This is a genomic window from Halalkalibacter alkalisediminis (assembly GCF_028610705.1).
Taxonomy (GTDB): domain Bacteria; phylum Bacillota; class Bacilli; order Bacillales; family Bacillaceae_D; genus Halalkalibacter; species Halalkalibacter alkalisediminis.
In genome coordinates, this window is the sequence record NZ_JAQQWT010000012.1 from 24414 (window position 1) to 48608 (window position 24195).

Annotated in this window: 19 protein-coding genes; 4 read left to right on the plus strand and 15 right to left on the minus strand. The window is 38.8% G+C overall.

Annotated elements, in window-relative coordinates; translation table 11 throughout:
• Positions 1–97: 97 nt before the first annotated feature.
• The 3 genes from gdhA (at position 98) to PQ474_RS15750 (ending at position 3709) form a co-directional block, all read left to right on the plus strand.
• Entirely contained in the window at positions 98–1480 is a 1383-nt protein-coding gene (gene gdhA / locus PQ474_RS15735) for an NADP-specific glutamate dehydrogenase (protein WP_273845153.1), read from the plus strand.
• Between the two features lie 644 nt (positions 1481–2124).
• On the plus strand, positions 2125–3087 hold the full coding sequence (locus tag PQ474_RS15745) for a processed acidic surface protein (protein ID WP_273845155.1): 963 nt from the start codon (positions 2125–2127) through the stop codon (positions 3085–3087).
• On the plus strand, positions 3080–3709 hold the full coding sequence (locus PQ474_RS15750) for a class D sortase (protein WP_273845160.1): 630 nt from the start codon (positions 3080–3082) through the stop codon (positions 3707–3709). The genes PQ474_RS15745 and PQ474_RS15750 overlap by 8 nt, the downstream gene beginning before the upstream one ends.
• A gap of 298 nt (positions 3710–4007) precedes the next feature.
• Here the strand turns inward: PQ474_RS15750 and PQ474_RS15755 are convergent, their stop codons facing one another.
• Positions 4008–4838, minus strand: coding sequence for a formate/nitrite transporter family protein (locus PQ474_RS15755; protein WP_273845163.1), 831 nt, complete (start codon positions 4836–4838; stop codon positions 4008–4010).
• Between the two features lie 547 nt (positions 4839–5385).
• Between PQ474_RS15755 and PQ474_RS15760 the strand changes: the two genes are divergently transcribed.
• Positions 5386–5973, plus strand: a complete 588-nt coding sequence (locus tag PQ474_RS15760; RefSeq protein ID WP_273845165.1) for a CBO0543 family protein — start codon at positions 5386–5388, stop codon at positions 5971–5973.
• A 140-nt stretch (positions 5974–6113) separates the two neighbouring features.
• Here PQ474_RS15760 and PQ474_RS15765 read toward each other — a convergent pair whose 3' ends face one another.
• From PQ474_RS15765 to nikC, 14 genes are all read right to left on the minus strand, one after another.
• Positions 6114–7283, minus strand: coding sequence for a cytochrome P450 (locus PQ474_RS15765; RefSeq protein ID WP_273845341.1), 1170 nt, complete (start codon positions 7281–7283; stop codon positions 6114–6116).
• Positions 7284–7363: 80 nt separating this feature from the next.
• Positions 7364–8062, minus strand: a complete 699-nt coding sequence (bioD, locus tag PQ474_RS15770; protein WP_273845167.1) for a dethiobiotin synthase — start codon at positions 8060–8062, stop codon at positions 7364–7366.
• Positions 8059–9225 carry an 8-amino-7-oxononanoate synthase gene (gene bioF, locus PQ474_RS15775; RefSeq protein ID WP_273845169.1) on the minus strand — a complete coding sequence of 389 codons (1167 nt, stop codon included), beginning with the start codon at positions 9223–9225 and terminating at the stop codon, positions 8059–8061. The genes bioD and bioF overlap by 4 nt, the downstream gene beginning before the upstream one ends.
• Positions 9225–10571, minus strand: coding sequence for an adenosylmethionine--8-amino-7-oxononanoate transaminase (gene bioA / locus PQ474_RS15780; RefSeq protein WP_273845171.1), 1347 nt, complete (start codon positions 10569–10571; stop codon positions 9225–9227). The genes bioF and bioA overlap by 1 nt, the downstream gene beginning before the upstream one ends.
• A complete protein-coding gene (gene bioW, locus PQ474_RS15785; RefSeq protein ID WP_273845174.1) occupies positions 10552–11337 on the minus strand; it encodes a 6-carboxyhexanoate--CoA ligase in 786 nt (261 codons plus the stop codon). Before bioW ends, bioA begins: the two co-directional genes overlap by 20 nt.
• 698 nt (positions 11338–12035) lie before the next feature.
• Positions 12036–14705: a pyruvate, phosphate dikinase gene (ppdK, locus tag PQ474_RS15790; protein ID WP_273845177.1), complete on the minus strand. Its 2670-nt coding sequence runs from the start codon at positions 14703–14705 to the stop codon at positions 12036–12038.
• Between the two features lie 4 nt (positions 14706–14709).
• The gene (locus tag PQ474_RS15795) at positions 14710–15522 is read right to left on the minus strand and encodes a pyruvate, water dikinase regulatory protein (protein WP_273845180.1); all 813 of its coding nucleotides are present in this window, start codon (positions 15520–15522) and stop codon (positions 14710–14712) included.
• A gap of 620 nt (positions 15523–16142) precedes the next feature.
• Complete coding sequence (gene eutC / locus PQ474_RS15800; RefSeq protein WP_273845183.1) at positions 16143–16856, minus strand: ethanolamine ammonia-lyase subunit EutC; 714 nt, start codon at positions 16854–16856, stop codon at positions 16143–16145.
• Between the two features lie 13 nt (positions 16857–16869).
• Positions 16870–18240 (minus strand): ethanolamine ammonia-lyase subunit EutB, encoded by a 1371-nt coding sequence (locus PQ474_RS15805; RefSeq protein ID WP_273845187.1) that lies wholly within the window; start codon positions 18238–18240, stop codon positions 16870–16872.
• 21 nt (positions 18241–18261) lie between these two features.
• Entirely contained in the window at positions 18262–19704 is a 1443-nt protein-coding gene (locus PQ474_RS15810; protein WP_273845190.1) for an ethanolamine ammonia-lyase reactivating factor EutA, read from the minus strand.
• A gap of 92 nt (positions 19705–19796) precedes the next feature.
• A complete protein-coding gene (locus tag PQ474_RS15815; RefSeq protein ID WP_273845193.1) occupies positions 19797–20366 on the minus strand; it encodes an ANTAR domain-containing response regulator in 570 nt (189 codons plus the stop codon).
• A complete protein-coding gene (locus tag PQ474_RS15820; RefSeq protein ID WP_273845196.1) occupies positions 20363–21436 on the minus strand; it encodes a sensor histidine kinase in 1074 nt (357 codons plus the stop codon). The genes PQ474_RS15815 and PQ474_RS15820 overlap by 4 nt, the downstream gene beginning before the upstream one ends.
• A gap of 83 nt (positions 21437–21519) precedes the next feature.
• Positions 21520–22791: an ethanolamine utilization protein EutH gene (gene eutH / locus PQ474_RS15825; protein WP_273845200.1), complete on the minus strand. Its 1272-nt coding sequence runs from the start codon at positions 22789–22791 to the stop codon at positions 21520–21522.
• 474 nt (positions 22792–23265) lie between these two features.
• Positions 23266–24186: a nickel transporter permease gene (gene nikC, locus PQ474_RS15830; protein WP_273845207.1), complete on the minus strand. Its 921-nt coding sequence runs from the start codon at positions 24184–24186 to the stop codon at positions 23266–23268.
• Positions 24187–24195: the final 9 nt, after the last annotated feature.

Below are 24195 nucleotides of genomic sequence, written 5' to 3' on the forward strand. Positions count from 1 at the left end.
ACTCAAAAATAATAAAATACGATATAACAAATTATTTAACAAAGAAAAATCCTGTATTTTATTTCCATTTTCAAATTTCTACTTTTTGGAGGGTACTATGTTAGTTATTAATAAACCAACAGAAACAAACACAGATTTGGCAAAAGAGTACGTGAATGGGGTATTTGAAACCGTAAAGAGTCGCAACGCTAACGAAACAGAGTTTCATCAAGCGGTGAGAGAAGTATTTGATTCGTTAGTACCCGTATTTGCTAAACATCCGCATTACATGAATCAAGGAATTCTAGAAAGAATGGTTGAGCCTGAGAGAATGATTTCCTTTAGAGTTCCATGGACGGACGATCATGGACATGTAAAAGTAAATCGCGGCTTCCGCGTTCAATTCAACTCAGCCCTTGGTCCTTATAAAGGCGGCCTACGTTTTCATCCGTCTGTCAATGCAAGCATTATCAAGTTTCTAGGCTTTGAACAAATTTTTAAAAATTCATTGACAGGTCAACCGATTGGTGGAGGAAAAGGCGGATCTGACTTCGATCCGAAAGGAAAGTCTGACGCTGAGATTATGCGATTTACTCAAAGCTTTATGACGGAGCTTTCTAAATTCATCGGACCAGACGTTGATGTACCAGCTGGAGATATTGGTGTTGGTGCAAGAGAAATCGGCTATCTTTTCGGCCAATACAAACGAATTCGCGGTGGGTTTGAAACGGGCGTGTTAACAGGTAAAGGTCTAGGTTATGGTGGAAGCTTGGCCAGAAAAGAAGCAACTGGCTACGGAACCGTTTATTTTGTAGAGGAAATGTTAAAAGACAAAAACCTAAGCTTTAACGGAAGTACTGTCGTTGTATCTGGTTCAGGAAATGTTTCGATCTACGCGATGGAAAAAGCGATTCAACTAGGTGCCAAAGTAGTTGCTTGTAGTGACTCAAGTGGTTATGTGTATGATCCAAACGGCATAAACCTCACTACAGTGAAACGCTTAAAAGAAGTTGAAAACAAAAGAATTAGCGAGTATGTAAATGAACACCCACACGCTACATTTTATCAAGATTACCAAGGCATTTGGTCCATTCCTTGTGACATCGCTTTGCCATGTGCAACTCAAAATGAAATCGATGAATTAGCAGCCAAAGTTCTCGTCGCGAACGGGGTTAAAGCAATCGGGGAAGGTGCTAATATGCCTTCTACTTTAGAAGCCATTGAAGTATTCCTAAACAATGATATTCTTTTTGCACCAGCCAAAGCGGCAAATGCAGGCGGAGTTTCGGTTTCAGCTCTAGAAATGGCTCAAAACAGCTCAAGACTTTCTTGGACATTTGAAGAAGTTGACGCAAAATTACAGGACATCATGATCAATATTTACCGAGACAGTGTAGAAGCTGCAAAAACGTATGATGCTCCAGGTAATCTTGTTGTCGGTGCCAATATCGCTGGCTTCGTAAAAGTAGCCGATGCTATGGTTGCGCAAGGAGTTATTTAAATCTATGGTAAAAGGAGGAGACGTCGGATCAAGCGTCTCCTCCTTTTTATGCGTCATAGACATCTGAATGTCGTGCTGTCGTATCTGCGACTTAACCTTTTGCTCCCTATCCACCTTCTCATCTAGACGAGAAAGAATAACAATCGTCGCGATAATGCAAAATGCCCCTACCCATTCAGACCAACCAAACACAACGTTTAGCCAAATAACCAGCAAGAATCGCTGCAGATAGCGATTCAGCTGATGGACCACTGGTTTCTAAAGGTGGTATTATCTATGAGTATTTTGCTTTATATACTTTACATGATTTGGTTACAAGTTATTTTGAAAACATAAAATGATCTCAAATTTGGAAGGTTGAGAAGCTAAAACTAGCTTTTATGCTATTCAGTATTTTTGACCTGCTAATCAGCACCTCAGAATAAAAATTTCAAATTTTGCGTCGCATAGAAAATTAATGCGTCAAATTCACTTTCCTTTGCGTCTAAATCTCTCAGACCCAGACTCAGGCGGCCCCTCTCTTCCATATTACTTTAAAGCGTTGCGCATAAAGAACTTTACGACAACTGGTATACTTTTTATTTTTTACCGAAATATATATGTATATGCCAATTGTTACATAAACAAACGAGGAGGAACTATCCATGAAGAGATTACTTTTCACATCTCTTATTACTATTATGATGGCTCTACAAATTCCACTATCAGCATTTGCCCAAATCAGTAACGAAGAAATTGATCAATATCTTTCTCCAATCGGCTGGACAACTGAGAAATTGGAGAATTATTTACAGGACTATTTCGACATGTCCATCCATGAATTTGAAACTTTTGAAGACCTGAAAAATTGGATTGGAACACCGATAACTGCAGAGAACCGCCAAGCACTTTTAAATCAGTTCAATATGACTTTAGAAGATCTTGAAGTTCTTCTTACCGAATATGGAGAAAGCCCAGCAGACTATTATTTTGTTGAAGACTTAGAATCTGCGATTCACTTTTATATGAATTTCGATAACGAACTAGGGGAAGTGACAAACTTTTTTGCTTTATTAGGGATTACAGATGAAGAGCTTGAGAAATTATTTCTTCACTTGAGCAAATTAGATGAAGAAACGGTAGAAGCTCATATGTCAGCTTTAGAGGAACGAATTATTGCAATAGGCGAATTTTCAGATGTAAAAGCATTAACTCAAGAACAGAAAGAAGAAATGGTCTCTTTATTTACGGACATGCTAGCAGCCTTTAAAATGACTGCCAAATTTCACTTAGAGTCAAACGGACAAAGAGAACCTGTTTCTTTATCTGATCTTTTAGATATGGAAACCTTAAATGGAAACATTCTGATTATCGAATTTTACGATGAGGAAGGAAACTTACTGCTAGATATGTCAATTGATGAAGATTTGTTTGATTCTGCTTTTATAGAAGAAGCGGGAGAATTATTGACTATTTTGCCTCAATTAGCACATGAGCATCCACTCGGAGCAAAGATGCCAGAAACAGCTTCACCTTACGTTGAAAACATGCTGATCGGTTTATTTCTCTCCATGTTAGCTCTTGTTTTATTTGCTCGCTTTCGACACAAAGGGTTGAAAAATGCTTAATTTTATAAGAAAAAGAAGAATGGCGATTCAAACCATCGTCATTCTTCTTCTCTTGTTCATAGGGTTAACTACGGTCATCGTGAATGCCTATTGGTTCGTGAAGGGAATCTCAGTGGTAGAATCGATCCCACATGAAGTAAACGAGTCTACTCCAGAGCAATTATTTCAGCCACTAGCTTCTACTGAAGAAGTTCAAAGACAGCAGTATAAACCAGCTTACGGAGAGCAATACGGCCATCTTCTCATTTCAAAGTTAGAAGCTAAGATTCCTATCTTCTACGGTTCAGAAGAGGAGCAATTAAAACAAGGTATTGGACACATGGAACGTACAGCATTTCCTGGTGAAAATAATAATATGGTTTTGTCTGGTCATCGAGATACGGTCTTCCGTCACCTAGGAAAGATTGAAAAAGGCGATACATTTGTTGTCGAAACAAAAACAGGAACATTCACTTACCTAGTTAAAAAAATAAGAATTGTTGATAAAAATAACCGAACCGTTATTGTTCCTAAACCTAAAGCCACCTTAACGGTCATCACCTGTTATCCATTTGGTTTTATTGGAAATGCTCCAAAACGTTTTGTTGTCTTAGCCGATTTAATTGGAGAAAAAGCATCCTGACCCCTAGCTTTAAAGCCAAGGCCACTGAAAAAGGACGCTTTTTTCACCTTTTTCAATAGTCTTTAAGCAATGAGCGGAACCGTTGCTTTGTCTTAAGCCTGTTATGAGTGGGTTTCTCAATCCGCAGGCGCGCAACGTATGGAGCCATTGCTGCTTCCTCAAATCTGCTAAAAGGGACTTTTTTTAGGGGGCAGAATTGTTCTTTAACTCTCTTCAATTGTACGAATACCAGCGATCCCATCCAATAAGGACTAGGACCTCTTTATCTATTTTTTCTCTCCCCTCATACACTATTTATCTATTTAATTGAAACAACTGACTTTCGAACATGAACTTCATTCTTTTTTCTTTCTTCCTTAACTCGTTCGGGGCTAATGAACCAATATACCCCTCCAACAAAAATGGTACCGCCCACGATATTCCCTAAAGTGACAGGCAATATATTGCTAACATAACCGGCTAACGTTACGGAGTCAGGACTAGGATGAATCAGCGCTAAACCTAAGATTGCCATGTTAGCAATGCTATGTTCATAACCTGAAACGATAAAAGTCAAGAGGATCCATAGAATCATCATTATTTTAGCTGCATCATTTTTCGTTCGTAAGGTACACCAGATCGCTAGACAAACAAGCCAGTTACATAAAATCCCTCGAAAGAATAACTCTGACGTACCTAAGCTCATTTTATTTGAGGCTACTACCATGAGAAAATGATCGTTCGCAATGTTTGAAAAAACACCTGAGAGTAAGATTAAAATACAAAATAGTGAAGCTCCCAAGAAATTACCGAGATAACACCAAGCCCAGTTTTGAATCGATTCTTTCCAAGTGGTTACTCCTGACAAAGTACTAACGGTGAACACCATATTATTCCCCGTAAATAGTTCAGCACCCGCAAAAAGAATTAATACTAAGGCCACTCCAAACGATAAGCCAACTAACAAGGGCGCAAGCGGTGGTGATAATTCAGAAAACAAACCCCCAAGTGAAAAACTCAAAACAACTGCGAGTCCGATGTAGGCACCTGCTAAAGCTGCTGAAATTAAAAATCTACTTCGACTTGTCTGTAATAGTTGTGTTTTGGCTATGGCCATCTCATTCAATTTCTCTAATGTGTCTTTGTACATCCTGTTCCTCTCCTAACCATGCTTTTATGAGAGTGTCACTATTTAGAATAGGACCCTCAAAAAAGTTCTCTATATTAAAGCGGTATTTAGAATACATGTTTCATCGTATAGGAACGATTTATATAAATGTTGAACCTTGTTACTTTTTCTTACAGATTTTTCAGAAAGGTGGCTTTCCTTCGCACGTTTTAAAATGATTGAAAGCTTAGTTAATATACACCAACTCCTATTCCCTTCCATTTATCCTTCTCAGAAACCAATCTTATAAGTAAAAAGACGCACAATGACTGCCATTGCGCGCCTTCCCTATAAAATATTTGCAAATAACACTTTACGATTTATGTAGTACCGATGGATGCGGAGAGCTGCACTAAAAAATACATCATTAGCTAACATTTTAATTCACAGCAAGAATCGCATACCGATCTAAGCGTTGATTCTCTCGATGTCCTTATTCAGCTAAGTACCTGTATGTCCCATAATAAAATTCCTAGGATTAGTTTATAATAAGTCTAACAAAACTATATTTTTGGGGAGAACTAATTAAATGCTAGATATATTTAAACTAATATCTGCCATGAACCTATTGACCATAAACCCTAGTTGGGATGAAATCATCCAATTACGTATCCAAATAAGAAACTTGCTTCTTGATTATTGGCTTACTGAAAGCTTATTTTCATTTAATTGGTGGTTTCTTTTATCTACATCCATTTTTATTTTTATCATATGGTTAATCGTTTTAGATAAAAAAAGAATCATTGAAATTATTACATTTGGACTATTGGTAGGAACGATAACGTTTATTTTAGACTTAATTGGTACTACACTGGTTTTATGGTCATATCCTGACAGAATAATTCCAATGGTACCGCCCATTCTTGAAATTCATAAACTTCATTTACCTATTATTTATATGATTGTTTATCAATATTTTAATACTTGGAAATCATTTTTTTTAGCAACTACAATTTCTTCTTTTACCTTTTCTTTCCTCTTAGAACCATTGACTGTTTGGTTGGGGATCTACGAAATATATCATTGGAAATACATTTATTCTTTTCCCATTTATATCTTTTTAGGAATTACAATTAGATGGGCCCTCATTAATGTTAAAGAATATGAAAAACGATAAAGGAGCCCATCACACTAAATGTAAAGTGCTCTACCATTACGTCGCACCTTTTCTTTATGTATAGATTTCAATAAAAGAATGCCCAAACCTATTCATTCTTCCTTAAATTATTCTTGCCACCCTGCTTTGCCTTGGAATAATCAGTTGAAATGAATAGGCAATTCTTGTAAGGCTCTAAACCCAATCAACTTTCTCCATTTCAACTCAGAACTAGCAAATTGAAAGTCAGGTATTCGACGTAGAAAGACTCGTAGGACAGTTTGAGCTTCTAGACGAGCAAGGGTTGATCCTAAACAAAAATGAATACCATAGCCAAATGCAAGATGCGGATTAGGGTTCCTTGTGATATCTAGTTGATTAGGCTTAAAGAACTTTTTGGGATCTCGATTCACTGCCCCCAAAAGCAAGTATACTTGTTCCCCTTTTTTTATGAGATGATTACTGATTTTTATATCTTCCGAAGCGAAACGAGCTGTCATCTGAGTAGGACTTTCATAGCGTAAAAACTCCTCGACAGCGTTTTCCATAAGAGCAGGGGTTTCTTTTAGCATCTTTAATTGTTTAGGATGATTTAATAAGCAATAGACTGAATTACTAATGAGATTTACTGTTGTTTCATGGCCAGCAATGACAAGTAAAATGCATGTGGATACTAATTCGTCATCCGTTAAATTGTCACCATTCTTCTCATTGATTAACATACTAATTAAATCAACTTTAGGGGATTGTCTTCGTTCTTTTATAAGCTCTTTGAAATAATCGACTAACCTCTCAGTTATATGATCGCCATTTGCTAGTGTGTTTATAGACCTGGTAAAGTCAATCGTTTCAATTAATGTTACAGCCCATATTCTAAATAGATGACGATCTTTCTCTGGTACTCCTATTATTTTAGCTATAATAAAGCTAGCAAGTGGGAATGCAAGATCTGAAACCACATCCATCGTTTTCTTTTCCTGTACTTGATCTAGTAGCTGATGAACCGTTTCTTCCATGTAAGTTCGATACTGTTCCAACACTCGTGGGGTAAATGCTTTACCTACGAGCATTCGTAAACGTGTATGATTCGGGGGATTCTTAAAAAGCAGCATATCTTTTTGTATCGTTTTTAAATTTTTATACTTTTTCCTCGTCTGAGGCAGCGGGCTACGCGTTAAGAACCTTGAATCTTTTAAAATGGCGACCGCCTCGTCATAACCGGTTACATACCAACCTGGATATTTTAATAGAGTTCCCTTAGAGATGGGGTTTGAAGCTCGCAGTGCGTCGTAAAAATGATAAGGGTCATCGACAAACACTCTTGTATTCATTGCAAATGGTACAGTTTCTAGATCTTCTATCGCATGATTAGAATCGCTATTCATTTGAATCGCCTCCCCTGTCATTTGAATTACTCTATGATCATTTGATTTAAAAGTGATTTCAAATCAATATGCTCTCTGACCATTCTCGTAATACTTTCATTTGTTAGATTCGTAAGCCTTGGTGTGATCCCTAAAATAGGAATCCCACATAATTGTTCAATCATTTCTGGATTCGTTTCTTCTGATAGGTCTGGATGCTCACTTAATCCATTTATCACGATCCCTGCAATCTTTAACCCTAAACTTGATGCGTATTTTACCGTTAGATACGTATGATTGATCGTACCAAGATTTGGTCGTGCAACAATAATCATCGGAAGCTTTAAGGCTTTAATTAAGTCACTAACTAAAAAATTTTTACCTAGTGGGACTGAAATCCCACCAGCTCCTTCTACAATGAAAAATTCATGCTTCCTCCTAATGGTATCCCAATGCTGTAGCACCTCTTCGATACGAATGACTTTTCCTTCCAATTTCCCAGCAACAAACGGTGCGAGTGGTTTCTCAAATTCAAAAGGAGTGATGTCTTGAATGGATAAAGTAGTTTGTGACATCGTTTTCAATAAACTTGTATCACTTTCTGGATCATGACGAGATATCCCACTTAATAAAGGCTTAAATACCCCAACATCGATCTTTTTTTCTTTTAATACAGCTGCAATTCCACTAGAAATGATCGTTTTTCCAACACCCGTATCTGTTCCTGTTACGAAAACACCCTTCATGTAATAAGGCCAAGCTCCTTTCCTATTAAGTTAAATACTTTTAGCAAATAAGCGATTTCCTCTGAGCTATGATCAGCCGTGACCGTTAACCTGATGCGACTTTCTCCAATTGGAACAGTTGGTGGCCGTATGGCTGGAGCAAATATGCCTTTGTCCTGCAGCCTACTAGAAAATAAAACAGCTGTTTCGGCTTCCCCCATCATGACTGGAATGATCGGTGTCAGATCACCCTTCACGACATAGCCCATCTCTATTAAATTGGTTTTGATTTGTTTTACCTTTTCTAGCAACTGTTGGCGCTTTGCCCCGCTTTGTTCAATGATCTCCAAGGCTACATACGAAGCTGCACAGCTAGATGGAGGAATGCTTGTTTGAAAAATAAACGTTCTGGCGTGATTCAGAAGAAAATCTATTAAAACTCTTGAACCAGAAACAAATCCCCCTTCAGTGCCCACCGCTTTACTTAAAGTACCAATCACTACGTCTGGAGAGACATGAAAATATTCACTTGTTCCTCTCCCTTTTTCTCCCAATACACCTGTTGCGTGGGCGTCGTCAACAATCACGTAAGCATGATAGGATGAAGCAAGCTCCATGATTTTGTCAAGAGGCGCAATGGTGCCATCCATGCTAAAGACTCCATCTGTTACAATAAAACGTCGTTGACTAGACGCTGTTGCATTTAATTTCTCCTCGAGATCGTCCATGTCAATATGACGATAGACAATGGTGTCCGCCTTTGATAACCGGCAGCCATCAATGAGACTAGCATGATTGAATTGATCACTAAATAGGACGTCTCCTTTTTCAGGTAATGCTGTAAGAACTGCCATATTCGCTAAATAACCACTAGAAAATAACAAAGATGCTTCTGTTTTCTTAAAGCTTGCAATCCGTTCTTCCAGCTTTTCATGCCATTCCGTATTACCTGTCGTCAGCCTTGAGCCACTGCTCCCTACGCCGAATTTATGTAAGATCGTTTCAGCTGCGTAAACTAATTGTTGTTCTGTCGCTAAACCTAAATAATTATTCGATGAAAACACGATTTGTTTTTGATCATCTATATACACTTTTGTACGAGGGGCCGTATTCATCGTACGTAATTTCCGATACAAACCAGCCTCTTTCGTTTTTTCTAGTCGCTGGCTTAGCCATTCATTCATTACAACTCACCATTTGTGATTACATTTATCGCTTCTTTCATAATAGTGACCATTTCTTCCAACTCCGTTTTTGTGCTTACAAGCGGAGGCATAAAGACAATCACATCGCCCATTGGCCTTGTTAACATCCCTAATTCTCTCATTTTTAAAGACACTTGATAGCCCACTCTTTTTTCAACTGGATAAGGTTCTTTTGTTTCCTTTGACTGAACAAGTTCGATTCCGCACATAAATCCAAGCTGTCTAATATCGCCAACATGAGCGAGTGTTTGTAGATCATCAAGAACTTCTCTCAGCTCCTCGGCTTTTTGGGCGACCTGCTCTACGATTTTTTCTGCTTCAAACAAGCGGATATTCTCAAGAGCTACTGCACATCCAAGCTGATTTCCTGTATAAGAATGACCATGGAAAAAAGTTTTTTGCGTTTGGTAGTCATCATAAAATGCTTCATAGATTTCCTCTGTTGTATATGTAACAGCAATCGGTAAATATCCTCCGGTAATCCCCTTCCCTGCAGCCATGATGTCTGGTTGTACACCCTCGTGTTCACAGGCAAACATTTTCCCCGTCCGCCCGAAGCCCGTTGCGACTTCATCCACAATCATTAAAACTTGATATTTGGTGCAAAGCTCACGAACACCAGCTAAAAATCCTTCTGGCATCACAATCATCCCACCAGCCCCTTGGACGATTGATTCAATTGAAAGGGCAGCTATTTCTTGGTGTCTGTCTATAAGTAAACGTTCAAGAGCTTGCAAGCATTCATCTCGACATTGAGTCGGATCCTCTTCTAAAGAACGATACACGTTCGGAATAGGAGCTTTAAAACTCTCAAACATCAATGGACCATATACATGATGAAAAAGCTCAATTGCTCCAATACTTACTGCACCAATCGTATCGCCATGATAACCATTTCGCATCGAGATAAATTTTTGTTTCTCTGGTTGGCCAATATTCTTCCAATACTGAAAGGCCATTTTAAGAGCAATTTCCATGGCTTCCGCTCCACTATCGGAATAAAAAACACGAGTTAATTTTTCAGGACTTATAGCAATTAGCTTTTCTGCAAGTTCTGTTGCTGGCACATTCGTCATTCCAAGCAAGGTCGAATGTGCAATTTTATCAAGCTGTTTCTTAATTGCGTTATCAAGCTCTTTTTTTCTATGTCCATGTACATTAAGCCAAACGGAGGAAAATCCGTCATAATACTCCTTGCCATTAATGTCTTTTACCTTAATTCCCTTCCCACTCTCAATGATTAAAGGGTTTTCATTATAGTCTTTCATTTGAGTAAAAGGCAGCCATAAATACTTTTTACTTTTTTCAATTAATTGCTCTGTCATCGTCTTCCCCCCATTGAATCAAAATTGGCTGTTTCTCGAGATAGGAAATATATGTACTTACATTTTGTATACCATCAACAAAAAAGATTCTACACCCTTGCTCATCACCATATTCTTTTAATCTCGTAATTCGTTGATAACCAATTTTTTTACTAGCAACATATCCTGTAATGTAGTCAGGATCATCTGACCAACATAATTCTGCAATCGTTGCAGGATGATCACATACCTTAGTTGCAAGAACAAGTGCCTCCTTTAGTCTAGAACTTGGTGGTATGTGTTGGTGAATAGCCCACTTCTCAAAGTTAGATGGAAGCCAATCCATTCTGGACACTCGTACACCTTTTTCATTCCAATTGTCCAAACGCTGACCTGTTTGAATATCCAACAATATAGCCCCCCTAATACTAGAACATTCAGCTATTACCTCGTACGCTTTTTCTACAATTCTTTTTGGGACACCAGAATTTTCTAAAATTCTTCTTGCTAAAGCCTGCCCGCATTCTACTGATTCTACTTCATTCGTTTGAACTTCAAGTGGTTTAACTAGGTTGATAGGTTCATGAATCAATTCCACTTGTACTTGAAAGAAATCAGGCTTACCCCTTGAATGAGTAATGGCCTTTTCCACTAACTCATTCACTGCATACTTGATCGTATCGTACGTTGAAATCATTTCCCCACCTGAAATATGCTTCCCACCATTTTCATGCGAATTATGCTTGGCAGCCCTCATCCTAACACTATAAAACGGATCACCTTGCAAACGGTCTCCCTCCTTTGTTTTTTGTGCATTGGAAGAATAAGAGGTATTATGAGAGAATATTTTTAAATCCAATGTTTTATTCAATTGATCAAGATTAATTGTTAACCTTTATTTTTAATTAGTTAACAATTGGAGTTTATTATTTTTATTCTTTTTTGTCAATGCGTTTTACCAACCTAGTTCCACGATTTACGCGATTTCTAAAAAACCACTTTTAAATTTAATTCTGTTTACAGCGTTTAGTTGTTCTTCTAGACTAGGACTATCGAATAGATATCGCTTCTATCTCTATCATTAGACTGACATTTCTTTTACATAGATAAAGGCACACAATGTTAGCCATTGTGTGCCTTGCTTTCACCTATTTGTCATTGCTTTATTGAAAAAATATCGTAAAGGTAAGGACCAGTAAAGTAAAAATTCCTGGGTTCTTAAGTTTCTTATTTGCCATCATTATTACCTCCTGGACATGAATTTTTTTGTTAAATTAATCGTAACAGCGATCCTCTGAACTGTATGTATTTTTGTCAGGTAACCTAACAGCTAAATATATATTTAATATACATGTTTTATAGTTGAAAAAACATTTGAAAACAATTTACACAATATTATTAAGGACTTGACTTCTTCTAGCTTCGTTGCGTCACAGCCTCTATCAAACAAAAAGCTGCCCAAATGGGCAGCTTCCGTGACCTATATTAAACTCGAACTTTAACAACCGACTGTCTTAACTCACTCTTAATACTCGCTTGTGCTGCTGCCAGGCGTGCAAGTGGTACACGGTACGGGGAGCAACTAACATAATCAAGTCCTACTTCATGGCAGAATTGGATAGAATGTTGTTCCCCACCATGTTCACCGCAAATCCCTGTTTTCAAGCCAGGCTTCGTTCCTCTACCAAGTTTCACACCTGTTTCTACTAGCTTTCCAACGCCTTCTTGATCAAGAGTCGCGAATGGATTTTCTGGTAGTGTTTTGTTCTCAATATAAGCCTGAAGGAATTTTCCTTCTGCGTCATCACGGCTATATCCAAAAGTCGTTTGCGTTAAGTCATTCGTGCCAAAGGAGAAGAAGTCAGCTTCTTCAGCAATCTGGTCAGCCGTTAGGGCTGCACGTGGCACTTCAATCATTGTTCCAATCAGATAGTTGAAATCTAGCCCTGTTTCTTCCTTCACTTGCAGTCCGACATTCATTACCAATTGGCGCATCTCTTTTAACTCATTCACATGGCCTACTAGAGGAATCATGATTTCAGGACTCACGTCAATGCCTTTTTCCATAACTTTCACAATCGCATAGAAAATGGCTTTTGCTTGCATGACATAGATCTCAGGGTGGCTCATTCCAAGTCGGCAGCCACGATGCCCTAGCATCGGATTCGATTCATCTAAGTGACGTACTTTCCGTAAAAGGTCTTCCTTCTCTTTTAGTTCTTTAGAAGTGGGATCTGTGATTTGAAGCTTTGTCACTTCGACCAGTAACTCTTCCTTGTCTGGTAAGAACTCATGAAGTGGAGGATCTAATAAACGAATGGTGACAGGGTGTCCCTGCATTACTTCAAAAATCCCCTCAAAATCTTCTTGTTGCATAGGCAATAGCTTACTAAGAGCTTCTTCGCGCTCTGCGTAGCTGTCTGCTAGAATCATTTCTTGCACAATCGGGATTCGATGTGCATCCATAAACATGTGCTCTGTACGACATAATCCAATACCACCTGCGCCAAATTCAAAGGCTTTTCTCGCGTCTTCTGGGTTATCCGCATTAGCTCGTACGCCAAGTCTCCGCTCTTCATCTGCCCATGTAAGTAGTAATTGAAATTCATTCGAGAGCTTTGGTGCGATCATTGGAATTTCACCTAAAATAATTTCTCCTGTTGATCCATCAATCGTAATAATGTCCCCTTGCTTCACGACTGTGTCCCCTACTTTAAACTGCCTTGCTTTTACATCAATATTTAAAGATTCACACCCACAAATACAAGCTTTTCCCATTCCTCTTGCCACAACCGCTGCGTGACTGGTCATTCCTCCGCGGCTTGTAACTGTCGCTTTTGCAGCGACAATCCCATGAATATCGTCAGGAGTCGTTTCTGGACGGACCAAGATGACTTTTTGGTCATCCTTCGCCAATTTTTCTGCTTCATCTGCATCAAATACAACTTGCCCCGTTGCGGCTCCCGGAGAGGCTGGTAAACCTTTTGCAATTGGGTTCCGTTCAAATGAATCATCAATGCGACTATGAAGAAGCTGATTTAACTGCTCAGGATCTACACGGAGAATCGCTTCTTTTTTGTTAATAATCTGTTCTCCCACTAATTCAACGGCTATACGAATCGCTGCTTCAGCTGTTCTTTTCCCAGTCCGAGTTTGGAGAATGAAGAGCTTCCCGCGTTCTACCGTAAATTCAATGTCCTGCATGTCTTGGTAATGCTTTTCTAGAAGATTACAAGTCTCAACAAACTGCTGATAGACTTCTGGCATTTCATTTTGAAGTGTCACAATCGGCTGAGGGGTGCGAATCCCTGCTACGACATCCTCACCTTGCGCATTAATTAAATATTCTCCATAAAGCTTCGCTTCCCCAGTAGAAGGATTACGTGTAAACGCAACACCTGTACCCGAATCGTCTCCCATATTTCCAAACACCATACTTTGAATATTGACCGCTGTTCCAAGATGTCCAGGGATTTTTTGAAGACGACGGTAGACGATCGCACGTTGGTTATTCCAAGAATCAAATACAGCACTAATCGATAGGAATAATTGCTCCTTCGGCTCTTCAGGAAAAGCTCTCTTCGCATACTTTTTCACGATTTCTTTATATCCTTTAATAACTTCTTTCCAATCCTCGGCTGACATTTCAGGATCTGTTTGATAGCCTTTTTCTTCCCTGATTTCTCCCAATAGTTGCTCAAAGTAAAAACCATCGATGTTTAAGACCACATCACTAAACATTTGAATAAACCTGCGGTAAGAATCATACGCAAAACGAGCATTGTTTGTCAGCTCCGCCATCCCTTCCACCGTTTCATCATTCATCCCAAGGTTTAAAACAGTATCCATCATCCCTGGCATCGAATGGACAGCACCAGAGCGGACAGAGACGAGCAATGGATTAGACGGATCGCCAAGTCTTTTCCCTGTTTGATCTTCTAAATTTTGAAGAGCTTTTAAGACTTGAAGTTCGATCTTGGATGGAAGTGATTTATCTGCATCGTAATAAGCATTACAAGCTTCCGTTGAAATGGTAAACCCATAAGGAACAGGCAAACCGATTCGCGTCATTTCTGCCAGATTTGCTCCCTTCCCTCCTAATAGTTCCTTTTTCTTGCCGTTCCCCTCATTGAACATAAATACAAATTTATTCATTCTATCAAACTCCCCTCTTTTTTAACATTGCTAATAGAACATCGGCCGTCTCTTCTACTGCCTTGTTTGAGACGTTAATAATAGGACAACCTATACGTTTCATGATCTTCTCCGCATAATCTAATTCTTCCAAGATCCGGTCGAAATCTGCGTAATTCGCAACCGGCATCAAGCCTAAATGTTTTAATCGTTCCTTCCGAATTTCATTTAATTTATCTGGTGTGATTACTAGCCCCACACATTTATTTCTCGGCAGTTCAAACAGTTCACTAGGAGGTGCTACTTCTGGTACTAAAGGGACATTTGCTACCTTAAATCTCTTATGAGCCAAATACATAGAAAGGGGTGTTTTCGATGTCCGAGAAACACCAATTAACACAATATCGGCCCGTTTAAGCCCTCGTACATCTTGACCATCATCATATTTTACGGCGAACTCAACCGCTTCCACTCTTCGAAAATAGTTATCATCTAATTTCCGCATGAGCCTTGGTTCCCGTTTAGGGTCTTTATTAAATTTTTTTGCAAAAGCTTCCATAAGAGGATTCATTAGATCGATCGCTGTGATTCCTTCTTCTTTAGCCTTCCCATCTAAATATTGTTTTAACTCAGGGATGACGATCGTGTAGGCAATGATCGAATGACTATATTTTGCAACAGCGATGATGTTCTCAAGATCTTTGATGTCCTCTACAAAGGAATAATGTTGAATTTCAACATTTCCCCCATTAAATTGTGTAGCAACGGCTCTCACCATCAACTCAGCCGTTTCTCCAACTGAGTCAGAAACAACGTAGACCATTTCCTTATTATTCACATTCGATCCCCCTTTTACGTTTGTATTCGTTTGTAAGTTTAGTAGCTTAGGTGAGCATTAGATATGTACTCCAGTCATTTAAAACATTAGGAGTTGGCTTATAACTGCAATGTTTGACAAACGGTCGTTTATTGTTTTTCAAACTTCCCCCAATGATTCTAAATAAACCATTATGTTATAAATGCTTATTAAAACTAAAATGTGACATACTATATAACCGATAAAACTTAAATATGTTATACACTAAATTAAATAGTATATTACCATTGACTAAGATGAGATACAACCCTTTTGTTTTATTTTCTTAAATAAACTGAATTTTCGCCTTTTTTACATCTACAAGAAATGATGAATCGAGCTTTCTCAAGAACAAGGGTTGTAGATCATTTTTTCTAGTTGATTTGAACAAACTATTAATTCCTTTCTTGTTCTAATGTGTCTTTAGTAAGCGTCGACAACTAATGGCAACAAGTGTGTATCTTAATTGAGCTACTGAAATAATCACTTTTCAGGATTTCTAGAATTGAAAAAACCACCCAAAAAATAAAATTTCGAGTGGTTTATGACAAAGTAAAAAACATTTAAGTGTAAGAAAGGGCTATGTTTAAGGAGCGAAAATCTTATAAAATCAAATTCACTCCGCTCGTTTTTTGTTCTAGCATTTTATGAATGATGGTACCAATATGGGCTGCCGCTTCGACTGGAGGGGTTCCACCGCGATGAATGTTCGAAATAACCATTCTACTCGATTCTTTTATCCCTTTTCGCGGTTGGTAACACATATAAGCGCTGAGTGATTTAGCCGTTACAAGACCGGGTCTCTCACCGATTAATAGAATGAAAGCATCTGGCTTTAACACTTCTCCTATTGCATCCATGCACCCTACTCTTCCTCCTTTTAAAAAGAACGGAGTCCCTGTTTCTAACCCATAGGATGAAAGTGAATCTTGTAAGGTAAGGAAAACATCTCTTACATTTTCTTCAATCGCACTAGCACTTAAACCATCTGAGATAACAATTTGGACCTGAGGATTTTTCATGCAGCACTCTTTTATCCAATTCATTCCTTTTGTTGATAGAAGTCTCCCATGGTCTGGTCGTTTTAAATAGTTTTCCTTCGTTTCATAGCACGTGCTCACAGTAAATAAATCTAATTGCTTTAATAGGTCCTCAGATACTTCTCCATATACTGAGTCAACGGCTGCAGCATGATCAATCCGAAAGGACAACACATCCTTCGTCAACGGCCTTGTTCCTGTTCGGCCTACTCCGATACGCGCAGGGGTAAATTCCTTTAATTTATTTACAGAGTACATGTCATTAGGTATGGTCATGTTTCCACTCCTTCTACCTCTTATTTAAGAATAACGTTGGATTACCAGCTAGATTTGTTAACGAACCGTTCCACATAATCCCTTGATTTTCTAACCATTTTTCAAAAACTGGTGTTGGCTTCGCACCTGAGATATTTCTTAATGTCGCAATGTCATGGTAGCTTAACGATTGATAATTTAACATACAATCATCGGCCATTGGGACACCAATCACGAAATTCACTCCTGCTGATGTTAGTAACATACTCAGGTTATCCATGTCATTTTGATCCGCATCCATGTGGTTCGTATAACAAACGTCGACTCCCATCGGTAAGCCGTGCATTTTTCCCATAAAATGGTCTTCTAGTCCAGCACGAATGACTTGCTTGCTATTATACAAATACTCAGGTCCAATGAAACCAACAACTGTATTGACCAAGAACGGCTGATACTTTTTTGCGAAACCGTAGCATCTTGCTTCTAGTGTCACCTGATCAATATCAAAGTGTGCCTCCGATGAGAGTTCCGATCCTTGACCTGTCTCAAAATACCAACGGTTTGAACCAGTTGCCGTTCCTTTTTGCTGAATTAGTGCGTTCGCTTCCTCAATTAAGGAAACAGAAATCCCAAATGATTCGTTTCCCGCTTGAGTACCTGCTAGACTTTGAAAAATCATATCGGCCGGAGCCCCTTTTTCAATCGCTCTCATTTGACTCGTTACGTGTGAAAGTACACAGTTTTGCGTAGGAATTGAAAATTGATCAATGATCTCTTTGGTTTCGCTCAATAGGGCAAATATATTATCTGTAGTATCGATTACTGGATTAATACCTATAACCGCATCTCCAATTCCATAGCTTAAAGCTTCATATAGAGAGGCGCGCATTCCTTTTAAATGATCTGAAGGATGATTCGGTTGTGCTCTTGAAGCCAGCACCCCCTTCTGACCGATTTGCGTTTGGCACGTTGTTAAAACCTCAATCTTTGATGCAGCTTGAATTAAGTCAAGATTGGACATCAGTTTTGTAACAGCTGCTATCATCTCACTTGTTAATCCTTCACCTAGAGTCAATAGGTCTGTTCCAGATTGCAAATCACTTAAAATATATTCACGTAAATCGGCAACTGTCCAATCCTTCACTACTGCATACGTACTCTCTTGTACATTCTCTTCAATCACTCTCGACACTTCATCTTCTTCTGCTGATAGCAGTGGGTAATTACGGATATCAGCAAGTGTCAAATCGGCTAAAACAACTTTTGCCGCCATTCGCTCTTTCATGCTTTCGGCCGCAATCCCTGCAAGCTGATCTCCTGAGCGATCCTCATTTGCTTTTGCCAAAATTTCTTTCAAACTATGAAATTGATAGGTTCGCCCTAACAAAGTGGTTTGTTTAAACATCCTCTTCACCTCAAAAAATTATTAAAATGCCAATGTTTTAATCGAAATCGAAATAGCCTCACCTGCGACAGGTAAACCCAAATCAATATAATCTCCATGTGTAAAATCTACTTGATCAATGCAAATGATGCGTAAATCTATTTGATTGATTTTCGTCAAAGCTTGCCCCAGAGCTTTGGCCATATCAGCCTCACAAATAACAACAAGTACTTTAGAATCCGGAAAAATTCTCGAAAATGTTTCATAAGCAGATGAACTGATTTCTTGTAATATGTCATAGCTACAAAATTGAATATCTGATAACGCTAAAGCAAAGGGTGGATCATGACGGATATCAAAGATCCCTCTTGCTTGTAACAAAATTTGATCTAGACGTGCATGAAAAAGTTCTTTTTTCCATTGACCGTCCTCTTCTACTTTCACTGATATAATAGGTATGTTTTTTATTGGAAGAAGGGATTTATCGACAAAAACCGTGGCCCCACTTACCTCAGTGTTTTGCATCCCAGCACCCATTACGGTTGCTCTCGTTGTCTCAATCGCTTTTCTCCGTTTCATTGAAGAGTCACTCGCTGCAGACACTAATGTTTTGGCAAGAAGAGGACCGATATCACCATATTTAGTTACTTCCTTTATGTTTACAGGATTTTCATCAATCATCATTTGGCCAACGCCACCTGAATAAATGATCTCTGTAATCGGTGGAACTATGTGGGTCATCTTTTCAACCAGTAATAATTCACACTCATACTTAGGAGAAGACGTCAAATAAGAAATCATGCTTTCACTCATGGTCATGCACACTTTTTCAAGTGCATCATAGGAAATCAAGTCTCCTTTTTTACATGTTAATTGATTCGCGGCAAGCCATGACTGAATGTGAGTTGAACTATATTCAACCCTACCTTCTTCTGTTAAACGAATGAGCCTTCCACCCACATGGAATGTAAATGTTTGAATCGCTTTTCCTTGCTGAAATAAGGCAACATTCGCCGTACCACCACCGATATCAATATTGGCAATCACACCTTCAACCTTCTCTGAACGTTGCATCGCACCAGATCCTTTTCCTGCAAGTACTCCTTCTAACGAAGCACCCGCTGTTGCCACAACAAAATCACCTGCACGATCCGCTAAGTAATGGATGATGGTTTCTGCATTTTGTTTTCCTGCTGTTTCCCCTGTAATAATGACTGCTCCTGCTTTTACATCCTGTAAATCAGTTTGTGATTGACGATATTCATAAGCCAAAAGATCTGCTAATTGATTCATATCAATTTCATAATCGTTTTTTAGTGGAGTGGTGTATATCCGACTTGCATATGTGATTTTCCGATCGACAATTTGACAGCTTGGTAGACTAAAATGATTTCCTTTTTCCGCTATTAGTAAGTGGCTGACAATAAATTTCGTTGTACTCGTTCCGATATCAAGCCCAATACTTGTAATCCAGCTTTCATTCATAAGTTTCCTCCCTCTTATGAAAAAGGCGCTCCGAATGAACCTTACTATTTGTAGTAAAGGATATTCAAAGCGCCGTTGCTTTTCATGATTGATTAACTTCTCTCGATTATCTGTTCAGCTAATTTAATCAAAGACATTTGATTGCTCATACTCTTCTGCCTCATTTGTCGGTATGCTTGCTCTTCAGAACAATTCCATTCCTTCATGAGAATGCCTTTTGCCTTTTCAATTTTTTTGCGGTCCTCCATTTTTTGTTCCATTTTTTTGACTTTTTCGTTTAAAGTCTGGAGTTGTTCACGTTGGCTAAAAGCAATTTCAATAGCCGGAAGCAGTTCTCTTTCCTTAACTGGCTTAACGAGATATGCGTTTATGGAAGCTTTTTTTGCATCTTCAATTAATTCTCGGTAGCTATAAGCTGTTAGTAATAAAACGGCACAATCGGAGAAGCCCCTAATAACGGATGCAGCCTTAACACCATTCATTTCAGGCATCTTCACATCCATAATGATCAGGTCAGGTTGTAACGTACGGGCTTTTTCAATAGCTTCATTGCCATTTTTCCCTTCACCTACAACCTCATAACCATTTTCCTCAAGCATTTCTTTTAAATCTAATCTAGTAATCGGTTCGTCATCTACAATTAAAATTTTTAAACGTTTCATTGGATCTCCCTGTCTATGAAAGGGAACGTGATTGTGACCATCGTCCCTCTATTCGAATAAAAGTATGAGAGTACGCCTTGTAATTGCTCTTCCACCAGCATCTCAACGATTTGAAGACCTAACGACGATTTTTTCTTCGTCATCGTTTCATCCATCCCACAACCATCATCACTAACAGTCAGATAGACCATTTGTTTTCGACACTTAACATCAATTTTAATGTTCCTAATGTTTTCGGTCTTAAAAGCATGTTTAATGCTGTTTTGAACCAGTTCAATCACAACCAAAGCAAGAGATGTTGCTTTCTCAGCAGGAAGAAACAAGGACTCTCCTTTAACAGAAAGCAAGATCTCTTTTTCCGGTGTGCTTGAGGAGGAGATTAATAATGTAGCAATTCTCTCCATGACAAATTTGACATCCGTTTCTTCCATACCATTTTGAGCTAAATAATCATGAATCATTGCCATACTCGAAATCCGCGAAGAGCTGTCACGAAACACTTCCGCTACTTCCTTAGATGAAGCACGGCGCATGCGTAAACGTAGTAGGCTTGCAACCACTTGTAAATTATTCTTCACTCGATGATGAATTTCTTGCACCGTAATCGTTTTGACTAATTCCTGTTTTTCCTCATTTGTACTTTGCAGGAGTGTTTTAATTCTCTTTTCATTTTCGAGGTCGTGTGAGATGTCAGATTCTTTTATTAAGACCGCAATGGTCTTCCCAGCTAAATCGTTAATTGGAACAATATCTTGCTGCATCACAACATTCTCCTGAGTAATTCCCCGTGAACGAACAATTGGCTTCCCTGATTTCAGACTAAACATGACTCCAGGTTCTGTTTCTTCAAAGGCAATTTCCCCCAAGACGCTATTTTTATAAAGGGATTGCGTCGTGTTAGGAATTGCTTCCGCTACAACGATCGCCTGATTATCTGATAGAAGACAATCAATGAACACGTCTGCTTGTGAGATATCAGCGATAATTTGCAAATTTTCCGACAGATGAATCAACATTTGTCTTTGTTCTTCTGTTAAACACACCTTATTTAAACTCTCTATGTCTATCATGTTGATCAGTTCCTTCTTTAAAGCTTGCATTTCCCTATGTAGTAGAGGATTTCTTTTTATTGTACCACTACATAAATCATCCGTTACACAGCTTTTTTATCAAATTGTTCTGATTTACTATGCTCTTCTAGATATTCCGTTTCTCCAATAATACCTTGCTTCCTATCCTCTTTCTCTAGCTCCAATGCCTTATTTACACATAACCAATGAGCAAGTCCAATGGCTGCAATTCCAGCTATAAGTTTACCAGCTATAATCGGCAAAATAAGATTAGGTTGAAAGTTTGCTGTAAAGGAAAGATGGTCTCCAAGTAAAAAGGCTGCACACACAGCAAAAGCGATATTTAGGACTTTATCTTTCGGACGCATGGATCGAATGAGACGGAACATTGCTAAAATATTTGCACTGGACGCTAGAATTCCTGCACTTCCAACAGCATTCAATCCTACTTTCTTTCCAACAGCTTCTAAAGGTTTTGATAAGTACTTACGGATTAAGTAAACCATTGGAAACGCACCTGCTAGCATAATTCCAATATAACCTGCTGTTTCAAGTGCCCGGAACTGATCTTGTTCATCAGCAATAATCGGATCAAATCCCCAGTAACCAAAGAATGTTGAGAACACCCCTGTAAAATATTCAACAATAGAAAAGACGAGAACTAGCTTAATTCCTGAATCCATCAATTTCCCAAAAATCATAAATGCTTTTACCATAAAGTCAGGATAAAACCGCAAACCAAGTGCGATGACTATCACCAAGACAACAAGCGGAACTAAATTCACAAAAATAGATCCAAAACCAAGCGCCAATTGATAGGTTGCATCGGAATTCGTTGAAATGACATCACGTATGTCTGGATTAGAAATCGCAATGATCACACTCGTGATTAAAACACCAATTGGAATAGATAAGATTCCGGCCATTACACCTAATGCCATGTATTTATGATCCCGTTGATCTAACATCGCAAGTCCCATGGGGATGGAGAAAACAATCGTTGCTCCAGCCATATACCCAACGGTCATGGCCATAACCCACCCTTCACGAGTTTGGGCTAAAGCGTCCGCTAACTGATAGCCCCCCATATCTACTGCAATAATCGCAGTAGCCGCAATCGCAGGATCTGCCCCTAACGTATCAAAGATAGGACCAAAAAAAGCAGAAATAAAAGTGGATAAATAAGGGATTGAAGCCATGATTCCAGCTGCAGGTACGAATATATATCCAACTGAATGCAAGCCTTCCATAAACTCTTTACCGAGTCCCTTTTCTGAATTCTTAATAGAAGCAAAAGCCCCAATGATTGCACAAGCCATAATGATATAAATCACATAAGTTCCTAAATTGGACATATCCAAACCCCCTGTAGTAATAGAATGAGCGATCGCGCTTGCATGAGTTAAGACTCCATACACACTTCTAAACTTCTTTATTGTTACATATTGAAACATTCTAACAAGACAAAAAGGTGCCTGACCTATAGATTGAGAGTAATAACTCATCATATAGTACCAGGCACCTTTGCCAATGAATCTATTCTTTTGTCTGGTTTAAAAGTCTCTTTACCTAAATCTTTCTAAATTGGCTCCATTGCCAACCCAACTTAATTAAGTGTATTTTACCTAACCTTTTTTCAGAACGGTTTGTTTTTGTTAGATTATCTAACTTGAAAATTATTATTCTAACATGCTATAAGATTTTTCGAGGCTAAACTAACTTATCATTAAAAAACCATTAAATACAAAAGCCACACTTACCAGAACAAGAACAAAGCTACTTACAACTACACACGAAATTACTAAGCAGCAACAATCAACTCCTTTGAGTTAATTCTTCATCTTCGGATCCAGCGCATCGCGTAGTCCATCTCCAATCATATTAAATCCTAATACGACTAGCATGATAGAAAACCCCGGGAATAGAACTGTCCAAGGCGCGGTTTGAATATATTGACGAGAATCCGAAAGCATTTTCCCCCACTCGGGCATGGGGGCTTGGGCGCCGAGTCCAAGGAAGCCTAAGGCTGCCGCTTCCAAGATCGCCGTCCCAAATCCTAATGTCGCTTGAACGATAATGGGAGCTAAACTATTTGGTAGAATATGATGAAGAATAATGCGTCCATTTTTCATTCCTTGTGCTTTCGCAGCCATTATATACTCTTCTTCTCGTAAACTAATGACCTTTGAGCGAACGAGGCGTCCAAAGATAGGGATATTAATAATGGCGATCGCGATTAAAGCGTTCTGTAAGGATGGCCCTAAAATAGCAACGATCGCGATAGCTAGTAATATACTTGGGAAAGCAAGCATGATATCAAAAATACGAGAAATCAACATATCAATCCAGCGTCCATAATAGCCTGCAATGATGCCTAGTAACGTTCCAAAAAAGAGCGCACCTGTGACAGCAAAGAAACCGACCCAAAGCGAAATTCTTGCTCCATAAGCAATACGGCTAAACGTATCTCGGCCCAGGTCATCTGTACCAAACCAGTGCTCAGAAGAGGGAGCTTGTAAGCGATTTTGAAGATGCGTTTCATCATACGAGTATCCAGAAAGAAGGGGTGCAAAGATAGCCACTGCAATAAAGAATACGATGATTACGATTCCAGCAACAGCTAGTTTATTTTTCATCAACTGTCTCATCGCATCTTTCCACGGAGATACCGCCTCTACTTGTTCTTCCTTAAGATGTGGAGATCGATTGTTTCCCGGCCAATGTTTCTGCTCCGTTTGGGTTGTATCCATTTTTCTCCC

Coding starts and splice junctions, on each gene's coding strand:
- PQ474_RS15820 (WP_273845196.1), bottom strand. CDS start 21,436: ATGATAGACATAGAGAGTTTAAATAAGGTGTGTTTAACAGAAGAACAA.
- PQ474_RS15750 (WP_273845160.1), top strand. CDS start 3,080: ATGCTTAATTTTATAAGAAAAAGAAGAATGGCGATTCAAACCATCGTC.
- ppdK (WP_273845177.1), bottom strand. CDS start 14,705: ATGAATAAATTTGTATTTATGTTCAATGAGGGGAACGGCAAGAAAAAG.
- eutH (WP_273845200.1), bottom strand. CDS start 22,791: ATGTCCAATTTAGGAACTTATGTGATTTATATCATTATGGCTTGTGCA.
- eutC (WP_273845183.1), bottom strand. CDS start 16,856: ATGACCATACCTAATGACATGTACTCTGTAAATAAATTAAAGGAATTT.
- PQ474_RS15765 (WP_273845341.1), bottom strand. CDS start 7,283: ATGAATACAAGAGTGTTTGTCGATGACCCTTATCATTTTTACGACGCA.
- bioA (WP_273845171.1), bottom strand. CDS start 10,571: ATGACAGAGCAATTAATTGAAAAAAGTAAAAAGTATTTATGGCTGCCT.
- bioF (WP_273845169.1), bottom strand. CDS start 9,225: ATGAATGAATGGCTAAGCCAGCGACTAGAAAAAACGAAAGAGGCTGGT.
- PQ474_RS15815 (WP_273845193.1), bottom strand. CDS start 20,366: ATGAAACGTTTAAAAATTTTAATTGTAGATGACGAACCGATTACTAGA.
- PQ474_RS15805 (WP_273845187.1), bottom strand. CDS start 18,240: ATGTTTAAACAAACCACTTTGTTAGGGCGAACCTATCAATTTCATAGT.
- PQ474_RS15810 (WP_273845190.1), bottom strand. CDS start 19,704: ATGAATGAAAGCTGGATTACAAGTATTGGGCTTGATATCGGAACGAGT.
- gdhA (WP_273845153.1), top strand. CDS start 98: ATGTTAGTTATTAATAAACCAACAGAAACAAACACAGATTTGGCAAAA.
- PQ474_RS15745 (WP_273845155.1), top strand. CDS start 2,125: ATGAAGAGATTACTTTTCACATCTCTTATTACTATTATGATGGCTCTA.
- PQ474_RS15760 (WP_273845165.1), top strand. CDS start 5,386: ATGCTAGATATATTTAAACTAATATCTGCCATGAACCTATTGACCATA.
- PQ474_RS15755 (WP_273845163.1), bottom strand. CDS start 4,838: ATGTACAAAGACACATTAGAGAAATTGAATGAGATGGCCATAGCCAAA.
- nikC (WP_273845207.1), bottom strand. CDS start 24,186: ATGGATACAACCCAAACGGAGCAGAAACATTGGCCGGGAAACAATCGA.
- bioD (WP_273845167.1), bottom strand. CDS start 8,062: ATGAAGGGTGTTTTCGTAACAGGAACAGATACGGGTGTTGGAAAAACG.